General features: G+C 64.8%; 20 protein-coding genes. 14 read left to right on the top strand and 6 right to left on the bottom strand.

Annotated features, from left to right (window positions below; all coding sequences use genetic code 11):
- Positions 1 to 13 precede the first annotated feature (13 nt).
- Positions 14 to 712 carry a tRNA (guanosine(46)-N(7))-methyltransferase TrmB gene (locus SIN08_RS23455; RefSeq protein WP_322454036.1) on the top strand — a complete coding sequence of 233 codons (699 nt, stop codon included), beginning with the start codon at positions 14 to 16 and terminating at the stop codon, positions 710 to 712.
- Here SIN08_RS23455 and SIN08_RS23450 read toward each other — a convergent pair whose 3' ends face one another.
- Positions 713 to 877 (bottom strand): hypothetical protein, encoded by a 165-nt coding sequence (locus SIN08_RS23450; protein WP_322454035.1) that lies wholly within the window; start codon positions 875 to 877, stop codon positions 713 to 715. It lies immediately after the preceding gene.
- A 243-nt stretch (positions 878 to 1,120) separates the two neighbouring features.
- Here SIN08_RS23450 and rimP point away from each other — a divergent pair, with 243 nt between their 5' ends.
- From rimP to SIN08_RS23400, 10 genes are all read left to right on the top strand, one after another.
- Positions 1,121 to 1,708, top strand: a complete 588-nt coding sequence (rimP, locus tag SIN08_RS23445) for a ribosome maturation factor RimP (protein WP_322454034.1) — start codon at positions 1,121 to 1,123, stop codon at positions 1,706 to 1,708.
- A gap of 98 nt (positions 1,709 to 1,806) precedes the next feature.
- Complete coding sequence (gene nusA / locus SIN08_RS23440) at positions 1,807 to 3,420, top strand: transcription termination factor NusA (protein ID WP_322454033.1); 1,614 nt, start codon at positions 1,807 to 1,809, stop codon at positions 3,418 to 3,420.
- Between the two features lie 38 nt (positions 3,421 to 3,458).
- Complete coding sequence (locus SIN08_RS23435) at positions 3,459 to 4,094, top strand: RNA-binding protein (protein WP_322454032.1); 636 nt, start codon at positions 3,459 to 3,461, stop codon at positions 4,092 to 4,094.
- Entirely contained in the window at positions 4,091 to 6,676 is a 2,586-nt protein-coding gene (infB, locus tag SIN08_RS23430) for a translation initiation factor IF-2 (RefSeq protein WP_322454031.1), read from the top strand. The genes SIN08_RS23435 and infB overlap by 4 nt, the downstream gene beginning before the upstream one ends.
- Positions 6,677 to 6,897: 221 nt before the next feature.
- Positions 6,898 to 7,302, top strand: coding sequence for a 30S ribosome-binding factor RbfA (rbfA, locus tag SIN08_RS23425; RefSeq protein WP_322454073.1), 405 nt, complete (start codon positions 6,898 to 6,900; stop codon positions 7,300 to 7,302).
- 24 nt (positions 7,303 to 7,326) lie between these two features.
- The gene (gene truB / locus SIN08_RS23420; RefSeq protein WP_322454030.1) at positions 7,327 to 8,265 is read left to right on the top strand and encodes a tRNA pseudouridine(55) synthase TruB; all 939 of its coding nucleotides are present in this window, start codon (positions 7,327 to 7,329) and stop codon (positions 8,263 to 8,265) included.
- An 87-nt stretch (positions 8,266 to 8,352) separates the two neighbouring features.
- On the top strand, positions 8,353 to 10,107 hold the full coding sequence (locus SIN08_RS23415) for a sensor histidine kinase (RefSeq protein WP_322454029.1): 1,755 nt from the start codon (positions 8,353 to 8,355) through the stop codon (positions 10,105 to 10,107).
- 42 nt (positions 10,108 to 10,149) lie between these two features.
- Positions 10,150 to 10,527 (top strand): 30S ribosomal protein S15, encoded by a 378-nt coding sequence (gene rpsO / locus SIN08_RS23410; RefSeq protein WP_322454072.1) that lies wholly within the window; start codon positions 10,150 to 10,152, stop codon positions 10,525 to 10,527.
- Positions 10,528 to 10,775: 248 nt separating this feature from the next.
- The gene (pnp, locus tag SIN08_RS23405; RefSeq protein ID WP_322454028.1) at positions 10,776 to 12,923 is read left to right on the top strand and encodes a polyribonucleotide nucleotidyltransferase; all 2,148 of its coding nucleotides are present in this window, start codon (positions 10,776 to 10,778) and stop codon (positions 12,921 to 12,923) included.
- Positions 12,924 to 13,151: 228 nt separating this feature from the next.
- Positions 13,152 to 14,165 (top strand): class I SAM-dependent methyltransferase, encoded by a 1,014-nt coding sequence (locus tag SIN08_RS23400; protein WP_322454027.1) that lies wholly within the window; start codon positions 13,152 to 13,154, stop codon positions 14,163 to 14,165.
- A 209-nt stretch (positions 14,166 to 14,374) separates the two neighbouring features.
- On the opposite strand, the gene fabI is transcribed toward SIN08_RS23400, so the two are convergent.
- The 3 genes from fabI to fabA are packed head-to-tail and all read right to left on the bottom strand — an operon-like array spanning position 14,375 to position 17,010.
- Positions 14,375 to 15,205 (bottom strand): enoyl-ACP reductase FabI, encoded by an 831-nt coding sequence (gene fabI, locus SIN08_RS23395; protein ID WP_322454026.1) that lies wholly within the window; start codon positions 15,203 to 15,205, stop codon positions 14,375 to 14,377.
- An 11-nt stretch (positions 15,206 to 15,216) separates the two neighbouring features.
- The gene (fabB, locus tag SIN08_RS23390) at positions 15,217 to 16,437 is read right to left on the bottom strand and encodes a beta-ketoacyl-ACP synthase I (protein WP_322454024.1); all 1,221 of its coding nucleotides are present in this window, start codon (positions 16,435 to 16,437) and stop codon (positions 15,217 to 15,219) included.
- Between the two features lie 57 nt (positions 16,438 to 16,494).
- A complete protein-coding gene (fabA, locus tag SIN08_RS23385) occupies positions 16,495 to 17,010 on the bottom strand; it encodes a 3-hydroxyacyl-[acyl-carrier-protein] dehydratase FabA (protein WP_322454023.1) in 516 nt (171 codons plus the stop codon).
- Positions 17,011 to 17,240: 230 nt separating this feature from the next.
- Here fabA and irrA point away from each other — a divergent pair, with 230 nt between their 5' ends.
- Positions 17,241 to 17,672, top strand: coding sequence for an iron response transcriptional regulator IrrA (irrA, locus tag SIN08_RS23380; protein WP_322454022.1), 432 nt, complete (start codon positions 17,241 to 17,243; stop codon positions 17,670 to 17,672).
- Positions 17,673 to 17,747: 75 nt separating this feature from the next.
- Here irrA and SIN08_RS23375 read toward each other — a convergent pair whose 3' ends face one another.
- Positions 17,748 to 18,299, bottom strand: coding sequence for an SH3 domain-containing protein (locus SIN08_RS23375; RefSeq protein WP_322454021.1), 552 nt, complete (start codon positions 18,297 to 18,299; stop codon positions 17,748 to 17,750).
- Between the two features lie 208 nt (positions 18,300 to 18,507).
- Here SIN08_RS23375 and SIN08_RS23370 point away from each other — a divergent pair, with 208 nt between their 5' ends.
- Entirely contained in the window at positions 18,508 to 19,509 is a 1,002-nt protein-coding gene (locus SIN08_RS23370) for a 2-hydroxyacid dehydrogenase (protein WP_322454020.1), read from the top strand.
- A 15-nt stretch (positions 19,510 to 19,524) separates the two neighbouring features.
- On the opposite strand, the gene SIN08_RS23365 is transcribed toward SIN08_RS23370, so the two are convergent.
- On the bottom strand, positions 19,525 to 20,952 hold the full coding sequence (locus SIN08_RS23365; RefSeq protein ID WP_322454019.1) for a PLP-dependent aminotransferase family protein: 1,428 nt from the start codon (positions 20,950 to 20,952) through the stop codon (positions 19,525 to 19,527).
- 81 nt (positions 20,953 to 21,033) lie between these two features.
- Here SIN08_RS23365 and SIN08_RS23360 point away from each other — a divergent pair, with 81 nt between their 5' ends.
- The gene (locus SIN08_RS23360; RefSeq protein WP_322454018.1) at positions 21,034 to 21,897 is read left to right on the top strand and encodes a DMT family transporter; all 864 of its coding nucleotides are present in this window, start codon (positions 21,034 to 21,036) and stop codon (positions 21,895 to 21,897) included.
- Positions 21,898 to 21,912: the final 15 nt, after the last annotated feature.

Below are 21,912 nucleotides of genomic sequence, written 5' to 3'. Positions count from 1 at the left end.
CGCAGCCGATGCAATGACCGCCGACCACCCGGAACGCAGCACGGAGGCGTTTTTCGGGCGCCGCCGCGGCAAGCGGCTGCGTCCGCGTCAGCACGCCCTGTTGGAAACCGTGCTGCCGCGCCTGCGGCTAAATCTGGATGATGAAGCACCGGCGGACGTCCGTGCGCTTTTCGCGCGTCCGGTCCGCGATGTCCGGCTGGAGATCGGCTTCGGCGGCGGCGAGCATCTGATGGCGGAGATCGAACGAGCCCCCGAAACGGGCATGATCGGTGTCGAGCCCTTCGTCAACGGCATGGCCAAGCTGCTCTCCGCCCTGGGTGAAGAAATCCCGGCCAATCTTCGCCTCTACGACGACGATGCCACGGCACTGTTGGATTGGCTGCCTGAAGCCAGCCTGTCGGGGATCGACCTGCTCTATCCCGATCCCTGGCCCAAAAAGAAGCACTGGAAGCGCCGCTTTGTGAGCGCCGCCAATCTCGACCGCTTCGCCCGTGTCATGAGGCCGGGGGCGAAATTCCGCTTCGCGTCCGATATCGACAGCTACGTCAACTGGACGCTGATCCATTGCCGCGCCCATCCCGCCTTCCTCTGGCAGGCCGCCAGCGCCGAGGACTGGCATGAACCCTATCCCGCGTGGCCGGGAACGCGGTATGAGGGGAAAGCCGTGCGCGAAGGGCGCAAGCCGGCTTATCTCACCTTCCTGCGGCGCTGATCAGTAGCGGCTCATCTGCCGGAAACGTTCCGCGTCGATGCCGAGGCGTGCCAGGTCGCTGGCGCGGGCCGGCCGGCGGTCACGCACCGCGGCGGAAACCGCGATGGCGCTGCCGAGAGTCTCGAAGAACTCACCCACACCCCTTACGAAATGTCCTCTACGCATGTCTGTGCTCCTTTATTGTGCGCTGCAGCGTAATTAAGCAATCCGGAGCCCGCGCGGTAGTGCCGATACGGCAGGCCAGCCATGCATTTGTGCAGCGCAACAGCCACCGACGGGCATCGTGCTTGAAATGGCGGGCCGTCTCGTCTATATGCTTTCTGAAATTCTTGGTCGTAAGGCGAAGAGTGGGTCCCACCGGTCCCGCTCTTTTTTGTTAGCCTTGGGCCCATCGAGACGGGATAGCCGATGCAGGACGATCGCATCATTCAGGAGACGGGCATCGAAGCGCGCGTGGCGGGCATCGTCATGCCGGTGCTCGATGCGCTCGGCTACCGGCTGGTGCGCGTCCGCCTGTCCGCGCAGGACGGGCTGACGCTGCAGATCATGGCGGAGCGCCCGGACGGCACCATGTCGGTGGAAGACTGCGAGGAGGCAAGCCGCGCCATCTCGCCCGCGCTCGACGTCGAGGATCCGATCGACAGCGCCTATCAGTTGGAGATATCCTCGCCGGGCATCGACCGTCCGCTCGTGCGGCAAGCCGATTTCGAGGTTGCCGTCGGTCATCTGGCGAAGATCGAGACCTCGGTGATGGTCGGTGGGCGCAAGCGTTTCCGTGGCGAGATCTCGGGCTGCGCGGACGGCGTGCTGACGATCGATCTCGAGAAGGCAGAGGACGGCGAAGCGTCGGCGGAGATCCCGCTGGAAGCGATCGGCCAGGCCAAGCTGGTGCTGACCGATGCGCTGATCCGCGAGGCGCTGAAGAAGGAAAAGGAAGAGCGCCGCCAGCGCAAGAAGGCGCGGCGACGCGGCGGCGAGGCCGAGGGCGAGGAATAGCGCAGCCCGCTTCCGTTCGTTTCGGCGGGCTGCGGCGAACGAGACTTTTATGTACGGCCGGCGCGGCATCGCGCGGCTTCATGTCCAGGGAGACGAAAATGGCAGTCAGTGCAAACAGGCTGGAGCTCTTGCAGATCGCCGACGCGGTGGCGCGCGAGAAGTCCATCGACAAGGAGATCGTCATTACCGCCATGGCCGATGCGATCCAGAAGGCGGCGCGCTCGCGCTACGGACAGGAGACGAACATTCGCGCCGACATCAACCCGAAGACCGGCGAGATGAAGCTTCAGCGCCTGATGGAGGTCGTCGAGGACGTGGAGGAGCCGGCGCGGCAGATACCACTTTCGCTGGCGCGCGGGCGCAACCCGGACGCCCAGATCGGAGACTTTCTCGCCGAGCAGCTCCCGCCGATGGATTTCGGCCGCATCGCCGCACAGTCGGCCAAGCAGGTGATCGTGCAGAAGGTGCGCGAGGCCGAGCGCGACCGCCAGTACGACGAATACAAGGATCGCATTGGCGAGATCGTCAACGGCACGGTCAAGCGCGTCGAATACGGCAACGTCATTGTCGATCTCGGCCGCGGCGAGGCGATCATCCGCCGCGACGAGATGATCCCGCGCGAGATTTTCAAATATGGCGACCGCGTGCGTGCCTATGTCTACGACGTGCGCCGCGAACAGCGCGGGCCGCAGATCTTCCTGTCGCGCACGCATCCCCAGTTCATGGCAAAGCTCTTCACCATGGAGGTGCCGGAGATCTATGACGGCATCATCGAGATCAAGTCGGTGGCCCGCGACCCGGGCAGCCGCGCCAAGATCGCCGTGATCTCGCACGACTCCTCGATCGATCCCGTCGGCGCCTGCGTGGGCATGCGCGGCAGCCGCGTCCAGGCCGTGGTCGGCGAGTTGCAGGGTGAGAAGATCGATATCATCCCCTGGAACGAGAATGCGGCGAGCTTCATCGTCAACGCGCTGCAGCCGGCCGAGGTCGCCAAGGTGGTGCTCGACGAGGATGCCGAGCGCATCGAGGTGGTGGTGCCCGACGACCAGCTTTCGCTCGCCATCGGCCGGCGCGGCCAGAACGTGCGGCTCGCCTCGCAGCTCACCGGCTGGGACATCGACATCCTGACCGAGGAAGAGGAATCGAGCCGCCGTCAGAAGGAGTTCAGCGATCGGTCGAATCTCTTCATGGACGCGCTCAACGTCGACGAGATGGTAGGGCAGGTGCTGGCCTCGGAAGGCTTCACCAGTGTCGAGGAACTGGCCTACGTGGAAGCGGACGAAATCGCGGCCGTCGAGGGCTTCGACCAAGAGACCGCAGCGGAGATCCAGGCGCGGGCGCGCGAATATCTGGAGCGCGTCGAGGAAGAGCAGGATGCCAGGCGCAAGGAACTGGGCGTTGCCGACGAGTTGCGTGAGATTCCCGGCATCACCACCGCGATGATGGTGGCGTTGGGCGAGAGCGAGGACGGTGTGAAGACCATCGAGGATTTCGCCGGCTACGCGGCAGACGATCTCGTCGGCTGGCGGGAACGCAAGGACGGCGAGAACAAGTTCTTCCCCGGCGTGCTTTCCAATTTCGACGTCAGCAGGGCCGAGGCTGAACAGATGGTCGTCGCCGCGCGCCTGAAGGCGGGCTGGATCACCGAGGAGGACCTGAAGGCGGACCAAGCCGAGGCGGAGGAGACCGCCGGCGAGGCGACGGAAGCCTGAAATGGCTGACCGCGCGACAACGGGTCTTGTGAAACGCGATGAACGACCGCACATGTATCGTGACGCGCAAGACGCGGGAACCGGAGGAGTTGATCCGGTTCGTCGCGGGGCCGGATGGTGCCGTCGTACCGGACCTGAAGCGGAAGCTGCCGGGCCGGGGCTGTTGGGTCGGCGCTGAGAAGGGTCTGGTCGAAAAGGCGGTCGCCAGGGATCTCTTCAAGCGGGCGCTCAAGGCGCCCGTGAGCGCGCCGCCGGACCTGGCCGAAAGGGTCGATGCCCTGATGGTTTCCGGCGCTTTGGGCACGCTCGGCCTTGCGCGCAAGGCCGGAGCCGTGGCATTGGGTGCGACGAAGGTGGAAGCCGCGGTGCGCGGCGGCAAGGCCGTTGCGGTGCTGCATGCGGCCGAAGCATCGCAGGACGGCATCCGCAAGATTACGGCCGCGCGGAGAGCGGCAGCCCATGTCGGTGGCGAAAAGGTGCCGGCATTCAAACTCTTTTCGGAAGCCGAAATGAGTTTGGCATTGGGGGCGACAAATGTGATACATGCTGCCGTGCTCGACCGGGGGCCGGGCGAGGCAGCGCTGAAACGTCTAGTGACGCTCGCCGCCTTTCGGGGCATTGCTCCGGATATTCCGGCGTCGGGTGCGGCAGACGCCGCAGAGGATATGGAATGACTGATACGAAGACTGGTGACGACAAGACGCTGAGCGTCAACACGAAGAAGACGCTGACGCTGAAACGGCCGGGGCTCGAGCAGGGCACGGTGCGCCAGAATTTTTCGCATGGGCGCACGAAATCGGTCGTTGTCGAAACCAAGAAGCGCAAGTTCTCACGGCCCGACGAGCGCACCGACCAGGCGCCCCCCCCGCCCGCGGCACCTGCGAAGCCGCAGGCCCCGGCGCCGGCCCAGCAGGCGCCCGCACGAGAGGCCCCGGCACGCGAGGCGCGCAGGCCGCAGCCGGCCCAGGGCCGCTCCGGCGTGGTGCTGAACGAACTCTCCAATGAAGAGATGGAAGCGCGCCGCCGGGCCCTGCAGGATTCCAGGGTGCGGGAGGCGGAAGAGCGCCAGCGCGCCGCCGAGGAGGCCAAGCGCCGCGCCGAGGAGGAAGAGCGCCGCCGCCTGGAGCGCGAGGAATCCGCCCGCCGCCAGGCGGAGGAGGAGGCGCGCCTGAAGGCGGAGGCCGAGGCGCGCCAGCGTTCCGAGGAAGAAGCGCGCCGCCGCGCCCCGACGACCGGGACACCAGCGCCCGTCGAGGAGACGACGAGCGAAGAGGAGCGCGGCCGCCGCACCCCTGCAAAGCGTGGCAGCGCGGCGCCCAAGCCCGAGGCGCCGGCCCGTCCGGCCAAGCCGCGCGGTGAGGAGCCGCGCCGGCGCGGCAAGCTGACCCTCAATTCCGCGCTTTCCGACGAGGAGACCCGCAGCCGCTCGCTGTCCGCGATGCGCCGCCGTCAGGAGAAGTTCAAGCGCTCGCAGCACCAGGAGCCGCGCGAGAAGATCATGCGCGAGGTGGTCATTCCCGAGACGATCACCATCCAGGAACTGGCCGGCCGCATGGCCGAGCGCGCCGTCGACGTCGTGAAATACTTCATGAAGCAGGGCCAGATGATGAAGCCCGGCGACGTGATCGACGCCGATATGGCGGAACTCGTGGTCGTTGAATTTGGCCATACCGCCAAGCGCGTGGCCGAGTCGGATGTGGAGGAAGGTCTTTTCGACATCGCCGACAAGTCCGAGGACCTCCAGCCGCGGCCGCCGGTGGTTACCATCATGGGCCATGTCGACCACGGCAAGACCTCCCTGCTCGACGCCATCCGCCATGCCAACGTGGTCTCCGGCGAGGCCGGCGGGATCACCCAGCACATCGGCGCCTACCAGGTGGAGCAGGATGGCCAGGCGATCACCTTCATCGACACGCCGGGCCATGCCGCCTTCACCGCCATGCGCGCCCGCGGCGCCCAGGCGACGGATATCGCCGTCCTGGTGGTCGCCGCCGACGATAGCGTGATGCCGCAGACGATCGAGTCCATCAATCATGCCAAGGCGGCTGGTGTGCCGATCATCGTGGCCATCAACAAGATCGACAAACCGGAAGCCGACGCCCAGAAAGTGCGCACGGAGCTTCTCCAGCACGAGGTCTTCGTGGAATCGATGGGCGGCGACGTGCTGGACGTCGAGGTTTCCGCCGTCAAGGGCACCAATCTCGACAAGCTTTTGGAGGCAGTTCTCCTCCAGGCCGAGATCCTGGAGCTCAAGGCCAATCCGGAGCGCACCGCCGAAGGCGTGGTCATCGAGGCCAAGCTCGACCGGGGCCGCGGTTCCGTGGCTACGGTGCTGGTGCAGGCCGGAACGCTGAAGCCCGGTGACATCATCGTCGCCGGCAACGAGTGGGGCCGCGTGCGCGCGCTGGTCAACGAGCGTGGCGAGCAGGTCAAGGAGGCGGGGCCGTCCACGCCGGTGGAAATCCTCGGTCTTCAGGGCACGCCGCAGGCCGGCGACCGTTTCGCGGTGGTCGAGAACGAGGCGCGCGCCCGCGAGATCTCCGAATACCGCCAGCGCAAGGCACGTGAGCGTGCCGTGGCGCGTCAGGCCGGAAGCCGCGGCTCACTCGAGCAGATGATGTCGCAGCTCCAGTCGAGCGGCATGAAGGAATTCCCGCTCATCATCAAGGGTGACGTGCAGGGCTCCATCGAGGCCATTGTCGCCGCGCTCGAAAAGCTGGGGACGGACGAGGTGCGTGCGCGCATCGTTCATTCCGGCGCGGGCGCGATCACCGAGAGCGACGTCACGCTGGCCGAGACCTCGGAGGCCGCCATCATCGGCTTCAACGTCCGCGCCAACAAGCAGGCGCGCGATGCGGCCGAACAGTCGGGCGTCGAAATTCGCTACTACAACATTATCTACGACCTGGTGGACGACATCAAGGCGGCCATGTCCGGCCTGCTTTCGCCCGAACGGCGCGAGACGTTCCTCGGCAATGCCGAGATCCTCGAGGTCTTCAATATCACGAAGGTCGGCAAGGTGGCCGGCTGCCGTGTCACCGAAGGCAAGGTCGAGCGCGGTGCCGGCGTGCGCCTCATCCGCGACAATGTCGTGATCCACGAGGGCAAGCTGAAGACGCTCAAGCGCTTCAAGGACGAGGTGTCGGAAGTGCCCGGCGGCCAGGAATGCGGCATGGCCTTCGAGAACTACGAGGACATCCGCGTCGGCGACGTCATCGAGGCCTACCGCGTTGAGATGGTGACGCGGACGCTGTAAAGGGACGAGACGGGTAACGCTTTCACCGTCATCCGGCTCAGGAGGAGGGTGAAGGCGCGGCAAACCTCACGGCAAGCTTCGGCGTAAATGTATAGGCGCAGACACGAGCCCTCGGGGTGAGCCCGTCGAACCGCGACGGCATATGACGGGCACATCCTGAATGAACCTTTTGCAAAGCGTCGATGCGCGTGTCGGCGCAATCTTTTTCCAAGAGACGAGCCATGGCTACTTCCGCCCCGTCACAACGACAGCTTCGCGTCGGTGAGCAGGCCCGCCACGCGTTGGCGGAAATCCTCCAGCGCGGTGATGTGCGCGATCCGCAGGTTGAAGGCGTGGTCATATCGGTTTCCGAGGTGCGCATGTCCCCGGACCTGAAGATTGCCACTGCTTTCGTTTCACCGCTCGGCGTCGAGGAGAAGGAAACGGTCGTCGATGCCCTCAACCGCAACGCACGCTTCATTCGCGGGCGCGCCGCGCCCGCGCTCAGACAGTTGAAATACATGCCCGAATTCCGTTTTCGCCTGGACACGAGTTTCGAGAATTTCGAGAAGATCGACAAGCTTTTGAAATCACCGCAAGTAGCGCGGGATCTGGACAAGGATGACGATGGGAATGATGAAGGGTAGCCGCTTCTTGAGGGGGCTTGCCTGATGGCGCGCCGGGGAAAGAAGAAGGGCAGGCCCGTTTCCGGGTGGCTGGTGCTGGACAAGCCCGCCGGGTTGGGCTCGACCGAGGCCGTCTCCAAGGTGAAGTGGCTTTTCAAGGCGCAGAAGGCGGGCCATGCTGGCACGCTCGACCCGCTTGCCTCCGGCATGCTGCCCATCGCCCTGGGAGAGGCGACCAAGACGGTGCCTTATGTGATGGAAGGCGCCAAGGTCTACCGCTTCACCGTCGCTTGGGGCGAGGAACGCTCGACGGACGACCTGGAAGGGCCGGTGGTCAAAAGCTCGGAAAAGCGTCCATCGGAGGCCGAGATCCGGGCGCTGCTGCCTCGCTACACCGGTCTCATCATGCAGACTCCCCCACAGTTTTCCGCCGTGAAGATCGGCGGCGAGCGCGCCTACGATCTGGCGCGCGGAGGGGAGACGGTGGAAATCGCCGCCCGCGAGGTGGAAATCGGCCGGCTCGACATCGTCGAGATGCCCGAATCCGGACGCACCGTGCTGGAGGTCGAGTGCGGGAAGGGAACCTATGTGCGCTCCATCGCCCGTGACTTGGGGCGCGATCTCGGTTGCTACGGCCACGTGGCCGACCTGCGGCGCACGGAGGTCTATCCCTTCGAAGCGGAACAACTCGTTACAATGAAGGCGCTTGAGGAAGCGGCCGCGGAAGCGACCGACGAGGAGGAGCGCTTTGCTGCACTCGACGGCTGTCTGATGGATATCGCCGCCGCCCTCGACGGCCTTCCGGAGGTGGTCTTGAGCGATGATGCGGCGGCGCGCATCCGCCTTGGAAATCCGGTGATCGTGCGCGGACGGGACGCGCCGGTGGAAGCGCCCGAGGCCTGGGCCAGCGCGCGCGGCCGGTTGGTGGCGATCGGCATGGTCGAGGCAGGCAAGTTCAAGCCGAAACGCGTTTTCGGTCAATAAACGCTTCGCATCGCGTGCGGCGCTTCAGGTACTTGCAACGCTTGCCCGACTTTAGCATTGAAGCAATGATGCGGGTTGGACAGGCACATGGCCAGGCAAGACGTGGAAACGGATGAGAGCGCTCCCTATGCGGCGCCGGGCGGATTCGCCCAGCGGCTGCGTGCCGGACTGACCAGTCCGAAGCCGATCAGCTTTTTTCTGTTTCTGTTCATTGCTGCAACCATCATCCCCGCCTTCGCCATTTCGATCGTCTTGCTGCAGCGCAACGATGCGGCGCAGAGGGAGGTGGTCAACACCCTTACGGAAGCCATGGCGAGTTCGGTCGCGGAGGCGGTCGATCGCGAACTGAGCGGAATGTTGACCACGCTCAGGGTGCTTTCCACCACGCCGACGCTGGCGGCGGACAATATTCCGGATTTCTACGACCGTGCAAAACTGGCGCTCGCGGGCACCGGATCCTATCTGATCCTGCTCGACGAGAATCTGGGCCAGATGCTGAATACACGAGTGCCGTATGGTACCGAGCTCGATCCTACCTCGGACCCGAGGTCTGCACAGACGGCGCTCGACTCGCGCGCGGCCACGATCTCGGGCGTCTTCTTCGGCCGTACGTCGAGCAAATGGGTGTTCAACGTCATTCTGCCCTATCTGGTCGATAACCGTGAGCCGCGCTTACTGGTAATGACTCGCGATGTGGTGTCCCTGGCCAACACCCTTTCCCAGCAGATGCTCCGCGGTGGCTGGAACGCCTCCCTGATCGACCGCGATGGCACCGTGATCGTCTCCTCCTATCTCTCCTCCGATATTGGCAAGCCCTTTTTCCTCGACATCGACAGCAACGTGTCACCGCAGATTGCCCGGCCCCGTGAGCCGGAGGAGGGCAATTTCCAGGAGGACACCTATGTCGCCATTGTCGAGGAATCGGATCTCAGCGGCTGGAAAGTGGTCGTGTGGGCGCCGAGCTCCTCCGTCGAGGAGCCGATGCGACGTTCGCTGCGCCTGCTCCTGGGCGGCAGCCTGATCATCATCGCCATCGGCATGGCGGCGGCATGGTTCCTGGGCCGCCAGATCGCCAAGCCGGTGCGCCGTCTGGCGGACGACGCGCGGCGCCTGGGCGCCGGCGAGCCGGTCAAGGCGGCGATCTATCCCATTGCCGAGGTGACCACCGTCTCGGCGGCTCTGGCCGAAGCGGCGGGGGACAGGAAGCAGGCCGAGAACGAGATCCGGCTTCTCATGCGCGAAGTGGCGCACCGGGCCAAGAACCAGCTCACCGTCGTCGCGTCCATGGCCAAGCAGACGGCACGCAATGCCCGCTCGCTGCCGACCTTCCTCGATTCCTTCCAGAAGCGGCTCTATGGCCTGGCGCGCTCGACCGACCTCTTGATCGCCGGCGGCGCGACCGGCGTGGAACTGCGCGAGCTTCTGCTGGCACAGATCGAGCCGTTCAGACCCGACGACGCCAAGCGGCTGGAGCTTTCCGGTCCGCACTTCCGGCTGGCCAGCCAGGCCGCCCAGACGATCGGCCTTGCGATTCACGAACTGGCCACCAACGCCTCGAAATACGGCGCGTTCGCAACCAGGAGCGGCCGGCTTTCGATCTCCTGGCGCGTGGAGGATGAGAAGCTGGTTATCCACTGGCGGGAGCATCTCGCTCGCCTCAGCCGACGCCGTCCGGTGAAGTTCGGCTTTGGAACCGAGATCATCGAACGGATGCTCGGCGGTACGCTTGACGCCGAGATCGAGCGCACCTTCCACCGTGACGGTCTGGAGTGCGTTTTCAGGATTCCGGTCGAGCGCGTGCTGCCGGATCGCGCCCACCGCGCTCCCGACGCCGGGTACTGACCCGATTGCGCTTTTGGCTGGCAATCCCCCCCACAATGCACTATATGCGCGGCGGTATCGTGTGCTCAGCCGCGCGATGGCAACGGCCCTGGCTGGACGACATCCCGGCCATGGGCGGCAAGTTCCTCGAATGACAGAAAGGATGTTTCGATGTCGATTACTGCCGAGCGCAAGCAGGAGCTTTTGAAGGAATTCGCGACCGCGAGCGGCGACACCGGTTCGCCGGAAGTCCAGGTCGCCATCCTGACCGAGCGCATCAAGAACCTGACCGAGCACTTCAAGGACCACAAGAAGGACAACCATTCCCGCCGTGGTCTGCTCAAGCTCGTCTCGCAGCGCCGCCGTCTCCTCGACTACGTGAAGAGGAAGGACGAGAGCCGCTACAAGACGTTGATCGAGCGGCTCGGGGTGCGTCGTTAGTTTCGGCCGGCGGGCTCCTCGGGGCCCGCCGCCGTTTATCGCCCGGCGCCGAGGCGCGGGCGAATGCCTCTGGATAAGGAGGCGCACGACGGACAGGTCATGGGGCAGGATTGCAGGATGCTTGTCGCGCCGGAGCGGCGCGAACCCAAGCTTCCCGTTGTCTTGCCCATGGCTCGTCCCGAATGAAAGCGAGCAAGGATCCGCATGCCGGAAGCGGCGTGAGGACCTTCGGTTAACAAGGACAAGACATGTTCAATCAGCACAAAGTGGAAATCGAGTGGGGTGGGCGTCCGCTCACCCTGGAGACGGGCAAGATCGCCCGCCAGGCGGACGGTGCGGTGCTCGCCACCTACGGAGAGACGGTGGTTCTGGCCACGGTCGTTTCGGCGAAGGAGCCCAAGCCGGGCCTCGACTTCTTCCCGCTCACCGTCAACTATCAGGAGAAGACCTTCGCCGCCGGCAAGATCCCGGGCGGCTTTTTCAAGCGTGAAGGACGTCCGAGCGAGAAGGAGACGCTGACGTCGCGCCTGATCGACCGGCCGATCCGTCCGCTCTTCGTCGACGGCTACAAGAACGACACGCAGGTCGTCCTGACCGTGCTGCAGCACGATCTGGAGAACGATCCCGACATCGTGGCCATGGTCGCGGCGTCCGCCGCCCTGACGCTTTCCGGCGTCCCCTTCATGGGGCCGATCGGTGCCGCGCGCGTCGGCTATATCGGCGGCGAGTACGTGCTCAATCCGCATATCGACGAGATGGAGGAGACCAAGCTCGATCTCGTGGTCGCTGGCACGCAGGACGCCGTCCTGATGGTGGAATCGGAGGCACATCAGCTTCCCGAGGACGTCATGCTGGGCGCGGTCATGTTCGGCCACAAGAGCTTCCAGTCCGTCATCGACGCGATCATCAAGCTGGCCGAGGTAGCGGCGAAGGAGCCGCGCGAGTTCCTCCCCGAGGATCTTTCCGAGCTCGAGGGCGAGATGCTGAAGGTCGTCGAGAACGACCTGCGCGAGGCCTACAAGATCACCGACAAGCAGGCCCGTTATGCGGCCGTCGACGCGGCCAAGACCAAGGTGAAGGAGACCTTCCTTCCCGAGGACGCCGAGGAGACGAAGTGGACACCGGAGCAGGTTTCCACCGTCTTCAAGGCGCTCCAGGCCAAGATCGTGCGCTGGAATATTCTCGACACCGGCGGCCGAATCGACGGGCGCGACCTGAAGACCGTGCGTCCCATCTCGGCGGAAGTCGGCGTCTTCCCGCGCACCCACGGTTCCGCCATCTTTACCCGCGGCGAGACGCAGGCCATGGTGGTCGCCACGCTCGGCACCGGGGAGGACGAGCAGTATGTCGACGCGCTGACCGGCACCTACAAGGAAACGTTCCTCCTGCACTACAACTTCCCGCCCTATTCGGTGGGCGAGACGGGCCGCATGGGTTCGCCCGGCCGGCGCGAGATCGGTCACGGCAAGCTCGCCTGGCGCGCCGTTCATCCGCTCCTGCCGACCCCGGAGCAGTTCCCCTATACGCTTCGCGTGGTCTCGGAGATCACCGAGTCGAACGGCTCCTCTTCCATGGCCACCGTCTGCGGCACCTCGCTGGCGCTGATGGATGCGGGCGTGCCGCTCGCTAAGCCCGTCGCCGGCATCGCCATGGGCCTCATCAAGGAAGACGACCGCTTTGCCGTCCTCTCCGATATCCTGGGCGACGAGGACCATCTCGGCGACATGGACTTCAAGGTCGCCGGTACGGATGACGGTATCACCTCGCTGCAGATGGACATCAAGATCACCGGCATCACCGAGGAGATCATGAAGGTCGCCCTCGACCAGGCCAAGGACGGGCGCCTGCACATTCTCGGCGAGATGTCCAAAGCGCTGTCGGAGAGCCGCGGTGAGCTGGGCGAATTCGCCCCGCGCATCGAGGTGATGCAGATCCCGACCGACAAGATCCGCGATGTGATCGGCACGGGCGGCAAGATCATCCGCGAGATTGTCGAAAAGACCGGCGCCAAGATCAACATCGACGACGACGGCACGGTCAAGATCGCCTCCTCCAACGGCAAGGAGATCGAGGCCGCCCGCAAGTGGATCCACTCCATCACCGCCGAGCCGGAGGTGGGCGAGATCTATGAGGGCACCGTCGTGAAAACCGCCGACTTCGGCGCCTTCGTCAACTTCTTCGGCCCCAAGGACGGCCTGGTGCACATCTCGCAGCTCGCGCCCGAGCGCGTGCAGAAGACCACCGACGTCGTCAAGGAAGGCGATAAGGTCTTCGTCAAGCTGATGGGCTTCGACGAGCGCGGCAAGGTGCGCCTGTCCATGAAGGTCGTGGATCAGGAGACGGGCAAGGAAATCGCGCGCGAGAAGAAGGAAGCGACGGAAGAGGCCGAGGGCTGATCCCTTCGCATTCGCTCTATTGAAAAACGGGCGTGGCCATGCCGCGCCCGTTTTTCTTTGTCCTGCAACGATGCTTGGGCATTCAGGTCACGGCATGACCGGCAGACGAAGGCTGGCGCCTTTTCGACATTTCGCCTTGTCCTGGACTGCCGTCGGTGAGGGAGACTTGCAATATCTATCAGCTGGCGCCGGTCCCACTTTTCCTGGAATTGATCTATAGAACCTCCCATGAACGAAGCGCTTCCCACCCTCCTCTTCCCCTTCGATCGCGGCATGCTCGATGCACCGGCAGCGGGCGAGCGCGTGCTTTTCGTCGGGGCGCGGGCGGGGCTCCATCTGCCCGACGGCTTTGCCGCCGCGTTCCATCTCGTGCAAGGCTTCCGGTCGGACTATCTGGCGCTGGAGCGGGCCGGCTTCACCGTCACGCCGGAAGCGGAACACGAGGGCTACGACGCCGCAATCCTGCTTATGACCCGGCATCGCCGCGGGAATGAAAAGGCCCTTGCGGAGACGCTGCAGCGTGTGAAACCTGGCGGGCTGATCGTCGCGGCAGGCACGAAGAAGGATGGTGCGGCGAGCTTCCGTAGACGCATGGCCGGGTTTATGCCGCTGGAGGACCATGCCGCAAAGCATCACGGCATCGTCTTCTGGCTGAGGCGTCCGGACGAATTGTCTCCGGCGGTGACCGAAGCGCTGGCGCCTGCCGGAGCTTCCGCCGCCGCTGGCTTCGAGACGGCCCCGGGCGGCTTCTCGGAGGATGGCATAGACGCAGGCTCACGCCTTTTGGCCGACAACCTGCCGGACGACCTTTCAGGCGACGTCGCCGACTTCGCCGCCGGCTGGGGCTATCTTGCCACGCGCGTGGCTGGGCGTTTCGCACCCCGCTCGCTCGACCTCTACGAAGCGCATTTCGCCTCGCTGGAGGCGGCGAAACGGAATATGGTGGCCCATACGCCCGGCCGCCCCTGCGGCTTCTTCTGGCAAGATCTTCTGGGGGAACCGGTCGAGCGCCGTTATGACGCGATCGTCATGAACCCGCCCTTTCACACCGGCCGCGCGGCGGAGCCCGGCGTTGGCGGCCGCATGATCGCCGTCGCGGCCGGGGCGCTGAGGCCCGGCGGCAGGCTGTTCCTCGTCGCCAACCGTCCGCTGCCCTACGAGGCGGCGATGGAAAGCGCCTTTCCACGCCACGGCGAAATCTGCCGCGACGCCACGTTCAAGGTGCTGTGGGGGCGGCGGTAGAGGCGGCCGTTCAGTCGCAATGCGAAATATGCGCTATGAGCGGTGCCAAGCGCCCTCGCCCTTCGACAAGCTCAGGATGAGGGCTATTGTGACGGGCTCACCGTGAGGGCTGTTGCGAGGGGCTCGCCGTGAGAGCCTGTTGAGGTGTCCGCACAAGCATGCCAGTAGCCCTCATCCTGAGCTTGTCGAAGGGCGAGCGCGCTTGGCGGTTACTTCTCCGCCTCTGCCTCCTCGGCTACCTCGCCGGACTGCTTCAACTCGTCCAGCGTGGGCATCGACACGATGTTGTAGCCCGAATCCACATAGTGGATTTCCCCCGTCACGCCGGACGAAAGGTCCGACAAGAGGTAGAGCGCCGAGCCGCCGATCTCGTCGATCGAGACGGTGCGGCGCAGCGGCGAGTTGCGGCTCTGATAGGTGAACATGTGCCGTGCGTCGGAGATGCCGGCGCCGGCCAGCGTGCGCACGGGCCCTGCCGAGATGGCGTTCACGCGGATGCCGCGCGGGCCGTAATCGTTGGCCAGATACCGCACGCTCGCCTCGAGCCCCGCCTTGGCCACGCCCATCACATTGTAGTTCGGCATGACTCGCACGGAGCCGGCATAGGTGAGGGTCAGCAGGCTGCCGCCCTTGTCCATCATCGCCGCCGCATGCCGCGCGACTTCCGTGAAGGAGTAGCAGGAGATCACCATGGTGCGGATGAAGTTCTCCCGCGTGGTGTTCGCGTAGAGGCCCTTGAGCTCGTTACGGTCGGAGAAGCCGATCGCGTGCACCAGGAAGTCCAGCGATCCCCACTCATTCGCCAGCGTCTCGAACACATTGTCGATCGTGGCGCTGTCTTCCACGTCGCAAGGCAGGAGCAGCTTGGAGCCGGTCTGCTCTGCGAGCGGTTTGACGCGCCGGCCGAATGCCTCGCCCTGATAGGTGAAGGCCAGTTCCGCCCCGTGCTGGGCAAGCCTTTTTGCGATCCCCCAGGCGATCGAGTGGTTGTTGGCGACCCCCATGACGAGGCCGCGCTTGCCCTTCATGAAACCTTCCATCGCCCGTTCCTTCAGTCTGCGTAACGCTGGAAAACGAGCGTCGCGTTGGTGCCGCCGAAGCCGAAGGAGTTCGAAAGCACCGTGTCTATCTTGGCGTTGTCGATGCGCTTGCGCACGATCGGTACACCTTCAAATTCGGGATCCAGTTCCTCGATGTGCGCGCTCTCGCCGATGAAGCCTTCCCGCATCATCAAGAGCGCGTAGATCGACTCCTGCACCCCCGCCGCGCCGAGCGAATGGCCGGTGAGCGACTTGGTCGAGGCGATGTGGGGCATCCCGTCTCCGAAGATCTCGCGGATCGCCTCCACCTCGCGCGAATCCCCCACTTCCGTGGCGGTGCCGTGGGTGTTGATGTAGTCGACCTTGCCGTTCACGGTGGACAGCGCTTGGCGCATGCAGCGCACGGCGCCCTCGCCCGAGGGGGCCACCATGTCGAAGCCGTCGGAGGTGGCGCCGTAGCCCGTGAGCTCGCCATAGATCTTGGCGCCGCGCGCCTTGGCATGCTCCAGCTCTTCCAGGACCAGAACGCCCGCGCCGCCGGCGATCACAAAGCCGTCGCGGTTGACGTCATAGGCGCGCGAGGCCTTGTCGGGCGTGTCGTTGAACTTGGACGACATGGCGCCCATGGCATCGAACAGGTTCGACATGGTCCAGTCGAGATCCTCGTGTCCTCCGGCGAAGACCATGTCCTGCTTGCCCCACTGGATGAGTTCGGCGGCGTTGCCGATGCAGTGCGCCGAGGTCGAGCAGGCCGACGTGATCGTATAGTTCACGCCGTGGATCTTGAACCAGGTCGCGAGTGTTGCCGAAGCCGTGGACGACATGGCTTTCGGCACGGCGAAGGGGCCGATGCGCTTCGGCGAGCCCTTCTCGCGGGTCGTGTCGGCCGCCTCTACGATGGTGCGTGTCGACGGCCCGCCGGACCCCATGATGATGCCGGTGCGCTCATTGGTGACGTCTTTCTCTTCCAGCCCGGCGTCGGCGATGGCCTGCTCCATCGCGACATGGTTCCAGGCGCCGCCCTTGGAGAGAAAGCGCATGGCGCGCCGGTCGACCAGTTCCGTCGGGTCGAGCGTCGGCGCGCCCCAGACTCTGCATCGGAAGCCGTGCTCGGCGAACGCCTCTGAATAGCTGATGCCCGACTTGGCATCGCGCAGCGAGGCCTTGACCTCCTCGGCATTGTTGCCGATCGACGAAACGATACCGAGGCCGGTGACTACGACGCGTCTCATGTCGCTCTCCCTGGGGCTTTGAGGCTGGTCGCCCGCATCTGTTGAAAGTGCCGCGGCCTATGCCGCATCCTGCTTGAACAGACCGACCCGCAGGTCGGAAGCCTTGTATATGGTCTCGCCGTCAGCCTTTAGCCAACCGTCGCCGATGCCGAGCACGAGGCGGCCGCGCATCACGCGCTTGAAGTCGACGCCGTATTCCACGCGCTTGACATCCGGCGTGACCATGCCGCTGAACTTGACCTCTCCGGTGGAGATGGCGCGCCCCTTGCCGGGTTCGCCGAGCCAGCCGAGGAAGAACCCGGTCATTTGCCACATGGCGTCGAGGCCGAGACAGCCCGGCATCACCGGGTCGCCGATGAAGTGGCAGTCGAAGAACCACAGGTCGGGCTTCACGTCGAGCTCGGCCCGGATATAGCCCTTGCCGAATTCACCGCCCTCAACCTGCACATCGGTGATGCGGTCGAACATGAGCATGGGCGGTGCCGGAAGCTGCGCATTGCCCGGGCCGAACAGCTCGCCGCGGGCACAGGCCAGGAGGTCTTCGTAATTGTAGCTGGATTTCGTCTGCGCCATGTAGTCTCATTCTCATTCGCCGCCCTGCCGGGCCGTTTGGTCGTGTCTCCCTATCACAGCTTGTTTGCGGTAGGAAACAGGATCGCGCCATTATCCGGCGCCCGAATCGCGTGCTCTTGTGCACGGAGGCTCTATTGATCGCTTTTGCGTCCCGGAATATATGTGGGGCAGGCAAATGGCGTTCCTGATGCCGTTTGGACGAGATGACCATAAGGGCAGGAAAGGTTTCCTTGACCGCTTTACGGACCCAACCGAACGGTGCCACGCTTGAGAAGCGCGTGCGCGAGGCGGGCCTGCGCCCCACGCGCCAGCGCGTCGCCTTGGCGCAGCTTCTGTTCGCGGAGGGCGACCGCCACATCTCGGCGGAGGAACTGCACGAGGAAGCGCTGGGGGCCGGCGTCCGCGTTTCCCTGGCCACCGTCTACAACACCCTGCACCAGTTCACCGAGGCAGGCATGCTGCGCATCCTGCCGGTCGAAGGCTCGAAAACCTATTTCGACACCAATACCTCCGACCACCATCATTTCTTCCTGGAAGGCGAGAACCGCCTCGTCGACATTCCGGAAGGACCGGTGAGCGTGTCGAACCTGCCTGCCCCGCCCGACGGCATGGAGATCGCCCATGTCGACATCATGGTGCGGCTGCGCCCGCGCAGGCGGTAAGTCCCGGGCGCGGCAGCGTTCAGGCTTCTGTCCTCGGCTGGATGTGCTTCAGGCACAAGCTGGGTGGAAAAGCCGCTATTCCTCTATGATTTCGTCGGGATAAACCCCCCAGAGCGTGGCCTGGCGGATCCAGCCGGTGTGTCTGTTGAAATCCATGCGGCACCATTTTCCGTCGCATTCGCGCACCTCGCCGATCGCGCCGGGCTCCACTTCGGCCACCCGCTGCGCGTCCTCCCGCGGCCTCGCCAGGAGCGGCAGCGTCGTCGCCTTGCCCTTGAACCAGGGCGCGACGATGCCCGTGCGCCGGCCGGATAGGAGCGCCTGGTTGATCCAGCCTTCCGCCCCGTCGGCATCGCGCACCTGCCGCCAGTTGTCATACTCCTGGATGATCTCCATCGGCAGGCCGCTTTTCGTATAGAGCCATTTCACGGCGTAGCTGGTCCCCGGACCCACGCGCATGTTGACTCGCCCCGACTTGAGGCTGACGAAGCGCGGCAGCGGCAGGCCGCTGGGACCGCGCTCGGCCGCTCGCGCCTCATTCGCCGCCACGGGCGGGGCGCCGGACACGACAATGGCCACCATGGATATCAGCACAAACACAAACCAGGCACGGGCCCAACGCGGCATACGAATACTCCCAGGCGAGATGGGCTGCGCGGGTGGATGAGAAGCCCGACGCACCCCCGCAAAACGTGCGTTTTGCCTTTTTCTTTGTCTTCGCAGCGCCCGCTTGGTAGACACGAGGCCGTGGCCATAATGCGGGAGCCGCCTTGGCCCGCAGTGTCGCCGGTCTTGGTTAAAGAGGTCTCAACGGGAGGGGCGGTACGAGGTGCCGATGACCAGCAGGAAAAAGCCACTCGTCGTCATTACGCGCAAGCTGCCCGACCAGGTCGAGACACGCATGCGGGAGCTTTTCGACGCGCGGCTGAACATCGACGACAGGCCGATGAGCCAGCCGGAGCTGGTCGCCGCGGTCAAGGAGGCGGATGTCTTGGTGCCCACCATCACCGACAGCATCGATGCCGCCCTCGTCGCCCAGGCGGGCGAGCAGCTCAAGCTGATCGCCAACTACGGAAACGGTGTCGACAATATCGACGTGCCGGCGGCGGCGGAAAAGGGAATCACCGTCACCAACACGCCCAATGTGCTCACCGAGGACACGGCCGACATGACCATGGCGCTGATGCTGGCCGTGCCGCGGCGGCTGACCGAAGGCGCGGCGGTGCTCACCGACGACGGCAAGTGGGCAGGCTGGTCGCCCACCTGGATGCTCGGCCGGCGCATCTGGGGCAAACGGCTCGGCATTGTCGGCATGGGCCGCATCGGCACGGCCGTGGCGCGCCGCGCCAAGGCCTTCGGCATTTCCATCCACTACCACAACCGCCACCGCGTGGCGCCGATGATCGAGGACGAGCTGGAGGCCACCTATTGGGACAGCCTCGACCAGATGCTCGCCCGCATGGACATCATCTCCGTCAACTGCCCCTCAACGCCGGCGACCTTTCACCTTCTGTCGGCGCGGCGGCTGGCGCTGATGCAGCCCTCCGCCTACGTCGTAAACACCGCCCGCGGCGACGTGGTCGACGAGGATGCGCTCATTCAGATGATCGAGGAGGGCAAGCTGGCCGGCGCCGGCCTCGACGTCTTCGAGCACGAGCCGGCGGTCAACCCGAAGCTGGTGCGCCTGGCGGCCAATGGCAAGGTGGTCATCCTCCCGCATATGGGCTCGGCCACGATCGAAGGCCGCATCGACATGGGTGAGAAGGTAATCATCAACATCCGCACCTTCTTCGACGGCCATCGCCCGCCCGACCGCGTGCTGCCGCGCAAGATTTGACCGGACACGAATGCGCTATTGCTTCCCGATCGCCGCTTCCAGCACCGAGTAGATACGCGGGTCCGACGACTGCGCGACATTGAAGCGCATGTAGTTCCTTGCGGATTGTGAAAGGGAAAAGACATTGCCGGGGGCGAGCACGACGCCTTCGGCAAGGGCGCTCCGTGCGATATCCGCCGCGTCCAAAGCGCCTGGGAGGCGGCACCAGAGGAACATGCCCGCCCTCGGCTCGATCCATGGCGTCACGCCGATCGATTCGAGGCGTGCGCGCGTCAGCGCCATCGCGCGCGACAGGCTGGCCCTCAGCCCGTCAATGTGCTTGCGGTAGGTGCCGTCCTGCAGAATGGCGAGAACGAGTTCTGAAGACATGTGCCCGCCGCCGAAGGATGTGGCGATCTTCAGGTCGACCAGCCGCTCGATCCAGTCGCGCCGCGCGGTCACGTATCCGCAGCGTACGGATGCCGACAGGGTCTTCGAGAAGCTGCCGATATGCACGACCCGCTCCAGGCCGTCGAAGGCGGCAAGCCGTGGCGAGGGCTCGTACTCGAAGTCGGAGAATATGTCGTCCTCGACAACGGTCAGGTCGTGCTCTTCCGCGAGCTTGAGAAGCCGGTGCGCGGCAAGGGGCGAGAGCGTCGCGCCGGTCGGGTTGTGGAGCGCCGAATTGGTGATGTACAGGCGCGGTTTGTGCTCAGCCAGCGTCCGCCCGAAAGCCTCCATGTCCGGTCCCGACGGCGTGTAGGGGACGCCGACGATCTTCGCCCGGTGGGCGCGCAAAAGAGCGTGGAAATTGAAGTAGCAGGGGTCGTCGACGGCGACTGTATCGCCCGGCTCGATCAAGAGACGGCATAGCAGATCGATGGCCTGTGTGCCCGATTCCGTCAGCATGATCTGGTCCGGCGCGGCTTCGATGCCGTGCTCGCCCATCCTGCGGGCGAGCAGCCGGCGCAAGGATGCGAGCCCGAGCGGCGTTCCGTAGTCGGTCAGCATCGCGTCGTCGCTGCGGGCAAGGCGGCGCAGAGCACGCCGGATGGCCGCTTCCGGCATCCACGATGCAGGCAGCCACCCGCAACCGGGCTTCAGGATTCCATCCCCGGCTTCGAGCGATTGCCGCGAGACCCAGAATGGATCGACCGAACGGTCGAGCCGGGGGCCGATCTCCACAAGGGACAATGGGGTCGGTTGGGAGGTGACGAAAAAGCCCGAGCCGCGCCGCGAGGTGATGGCACCTTCGGCGATCAGCCGATCATAGGCTTCGACGACGGTGGATTTGGACACCCGCATGGTTTCGGCAAGGCGGCGAATGGACGGTAGCTTCGCACCCGGCAGCAGCGCGCGTGAGGAGATCCGCCGCCGGATCGTCCCCATCACGTGCTCCACCAGTGTCCCGCCCCCACCTTCGGGCGTTGACTCGTCTTCGTTCTGTACTGCTCTCATGACCATGACAGTTCATCAGGATTGTCATGCATTTTCACTGGCAAGTTCCATCAGCGCAACCGATACAAGATCAAAAAGAGGGGTGCGATGGACAAGTTGGTAAGTGGATGGGGCAATGGGCTGCTCGGTGTGTTGATCTTCAGCGGATCGCTCCCGGCGACCCGCGTTGCGGTTGCCGATTTCGATCCGGTGTTTCTCACCGCGGCAAGGGCGGCTGTGGCTGGGCTCCTGGCGGCGATGCTGTTGCTTGCCTTTCGGCAGAAGCGGCCTCAGCGGGGCGATCTCGGCGCACTGGGCGTAGTGGCGCTTGGCGTGGTTGTGGGCTTTCCCCTGCTGACGGCGATTGCCCTTCAGCACATGACGTCGGCGCGCTCTATCGTCTTCATCGGCCTTCTGCCGCTTGCGACAGCCATGTTCGGCGTACTGCGTGGCGGTGAAAGACCGCGCCTCGCTTTTTGGCTGTTCTCGGGAATGGGCAGCGCGCTTGTCGTCGGGTTTGCCTTCAGCGTCGGGGCAGACGCGACGACTTCGGGCGACCTTCTGATGCTCGCCGCCATCCTCGTGTGCGGACTTGGCTATGCGGAAGGCGCGAAGCTTTCCCGCAGGCTCGGCGGCTGGCAGGTCATATCCTGGGCACTGGTGCTGTCGCTGCCGGTGATGCTGGTTCTCGCCTGTTCGCTCATGCCGGCCTCCTGGCAAGGCATCGGCGGGCCGGCATGGTTGGGCCTGGTCTATGTCTCGCTTTTCAGCATGCTGATCGGCTTCGTATTCTGGTACCGCGGCCTCGCGCAGGGCGGCATCGCCTCCGTTGGCCAGTTGCAATTGCTTCAGCCCTTTTTCGGCCTGGCGCTGGCTGCAACGCTGCTGCATGAGACCGTCAGCCTATCGATGCTCGTGACGACCGTCGCCGTGATCCTGTGCGTCATGGCCGCCAGACGATTTGCCAATTAGGGCAGAAGAAATGAA

This window comes from Chelativorans sp. M5D2P16 (assembly GCF_034427935.1).
Classification (GTDB): Bacteria; Pseudomonadota; Alphaproteobacteria; order Rhizobiales; family Rhizobiaceae; genus Chelativorans.
This window is presented reverse-complemented; position numbering and strand designations above follow the sequence as displayed.

What these genes read in the sequence shown, in the direction of transcription:
- pnp (WP_322454028.1), top strand. Translation starts at nt 10,776, where the DNA reads ATGTTCAATCAGCACAAAGTGGAAATCGAGTGGGGTGGGCGTCCGCTC.
- SIN08_RS23450 (WP_322454035.1), bottom strand. Translation starts at nt 877, where the DNA reads ATGCGTAGAGGACATTTCGTAAGGGGTGTGGGTGAGTTCTTCGAGACT.
- rimP (WP_322454034.1), top strand. Translation starts at nt 1,121, where the DNA reads ATGCAGGACGATCGCATCATTCAGGAGACGGGCATCGAAGCGCGCGTG.
- truB (WP_322454030.1), top strand. Translation starts at nt 7,327, where the DNA reads ATGGCGCGCCGGGGAAAGAAGAAGGGCAGGCCCGTTTCCGGGTGGCTG.
- fabI (WP_322454026.1), bottom strand. Translation starts at nt 15,205, where the DNA reads ATGGAAGGTTTCATGAAGGGCAAGCGCGGCCTCGTCATGGGGGTCGCC.
- nusA (WP_322454033.1), top strand. Translation starts at nt 1,807, where the DNA reads ATGGCAGTCAGTGCAAACAGGCTGGAGCTCTTGCAGATCGCCGACGCG.
- fabA (WP_322454023.1), bottom strand. Translation starts at nt 17,010, where the DNA reads ATGGCGCAGACGAAATCCAGCTACAATTACGAAGACCTCCTGGCCTGT.
- SIN08_RS23400 (WP_322454027.1), top strand. Translation starts at nt 13,152, where the DNA reads ATGAACGAAGCGCTTCCCACCCTCCTCTTCCCCTTCGATCGCGGCATG.
- SIN08_RS23435 (WP_322454032.1), top strand. Translation starts at nt 3,459, where the DNA reads ATGAACGACCGCACATGTATCGTGACGCGCAAGACGCGGGAACCGGAG.
- SIN08_RS23375 (WP_322454021.1), bottom strand. Translation starts at nt 18,299, where the DNA reads ATGCCGCGTTGGGCCCGTGCCTGGTTTGTGTTTGTGCTGATATCCATG.
- SIN08_RS23360 (WP_322454018.1), top strand. Translation starts at nt 21,034, where the DNA reads ATGGACAAGTTGGTAAGTGGATGGGGCAATGGGCTGCTCGGTGTGTTG.
- SIN08_RS23415 (WP_322454029.1), top strand. Translation starts at nt 8,353, where the DNA reads ATGGCCAGGCAAGACGTGGAAACGGATGAGAGCGCTCCCTATGCGGCG.
- SIN08_RS23370 (WP_322454020.1), top strand. Translation starts at nt 18,508, where the DNA reads ATGACCAGCAGGAAAAAGCCACTCGTCGTCATTACGCGCAAGCTGCCC.
- rbfA (WP_322454073.1), top strand. Translation starts at nt 6,898, where the DNA reads ATGGCTACTTCCGCCCCGTCACAACGACAGCTTCGCGTCGGTGAGCAG.
- infB (WP_322454031.1), top strand. Translation starts at nt 4,091, where the DNA reads ATGACTGATACGAAGACTGGTGACGACAAGACGCTGAGCGTCAACACG.
- SIN08_RS23365 (WP_322454019.1), bottom strand. Translation starts at nt 20,952, where the DNA reads ATGGTCATGAGAGCAGTACAGAACGAAGACGAGTCAACGCCCGAAGGT.
- fabB (WP_322454024.1), bottom strand. Translation starts at nt 16,437, where the DNA reads ATGAGACGCGTCGTAGTCACCGGCCTCGGTATCGTTTCGTCGATCGGC.
- SIN08_RS23455 (WP_322454036.1), top strand. Translation starts at nt 14, where the DNA reads ATGACCGCCGACCACCCGGAACGCAGCACGGAGGCGTTTTTCGGGCGC.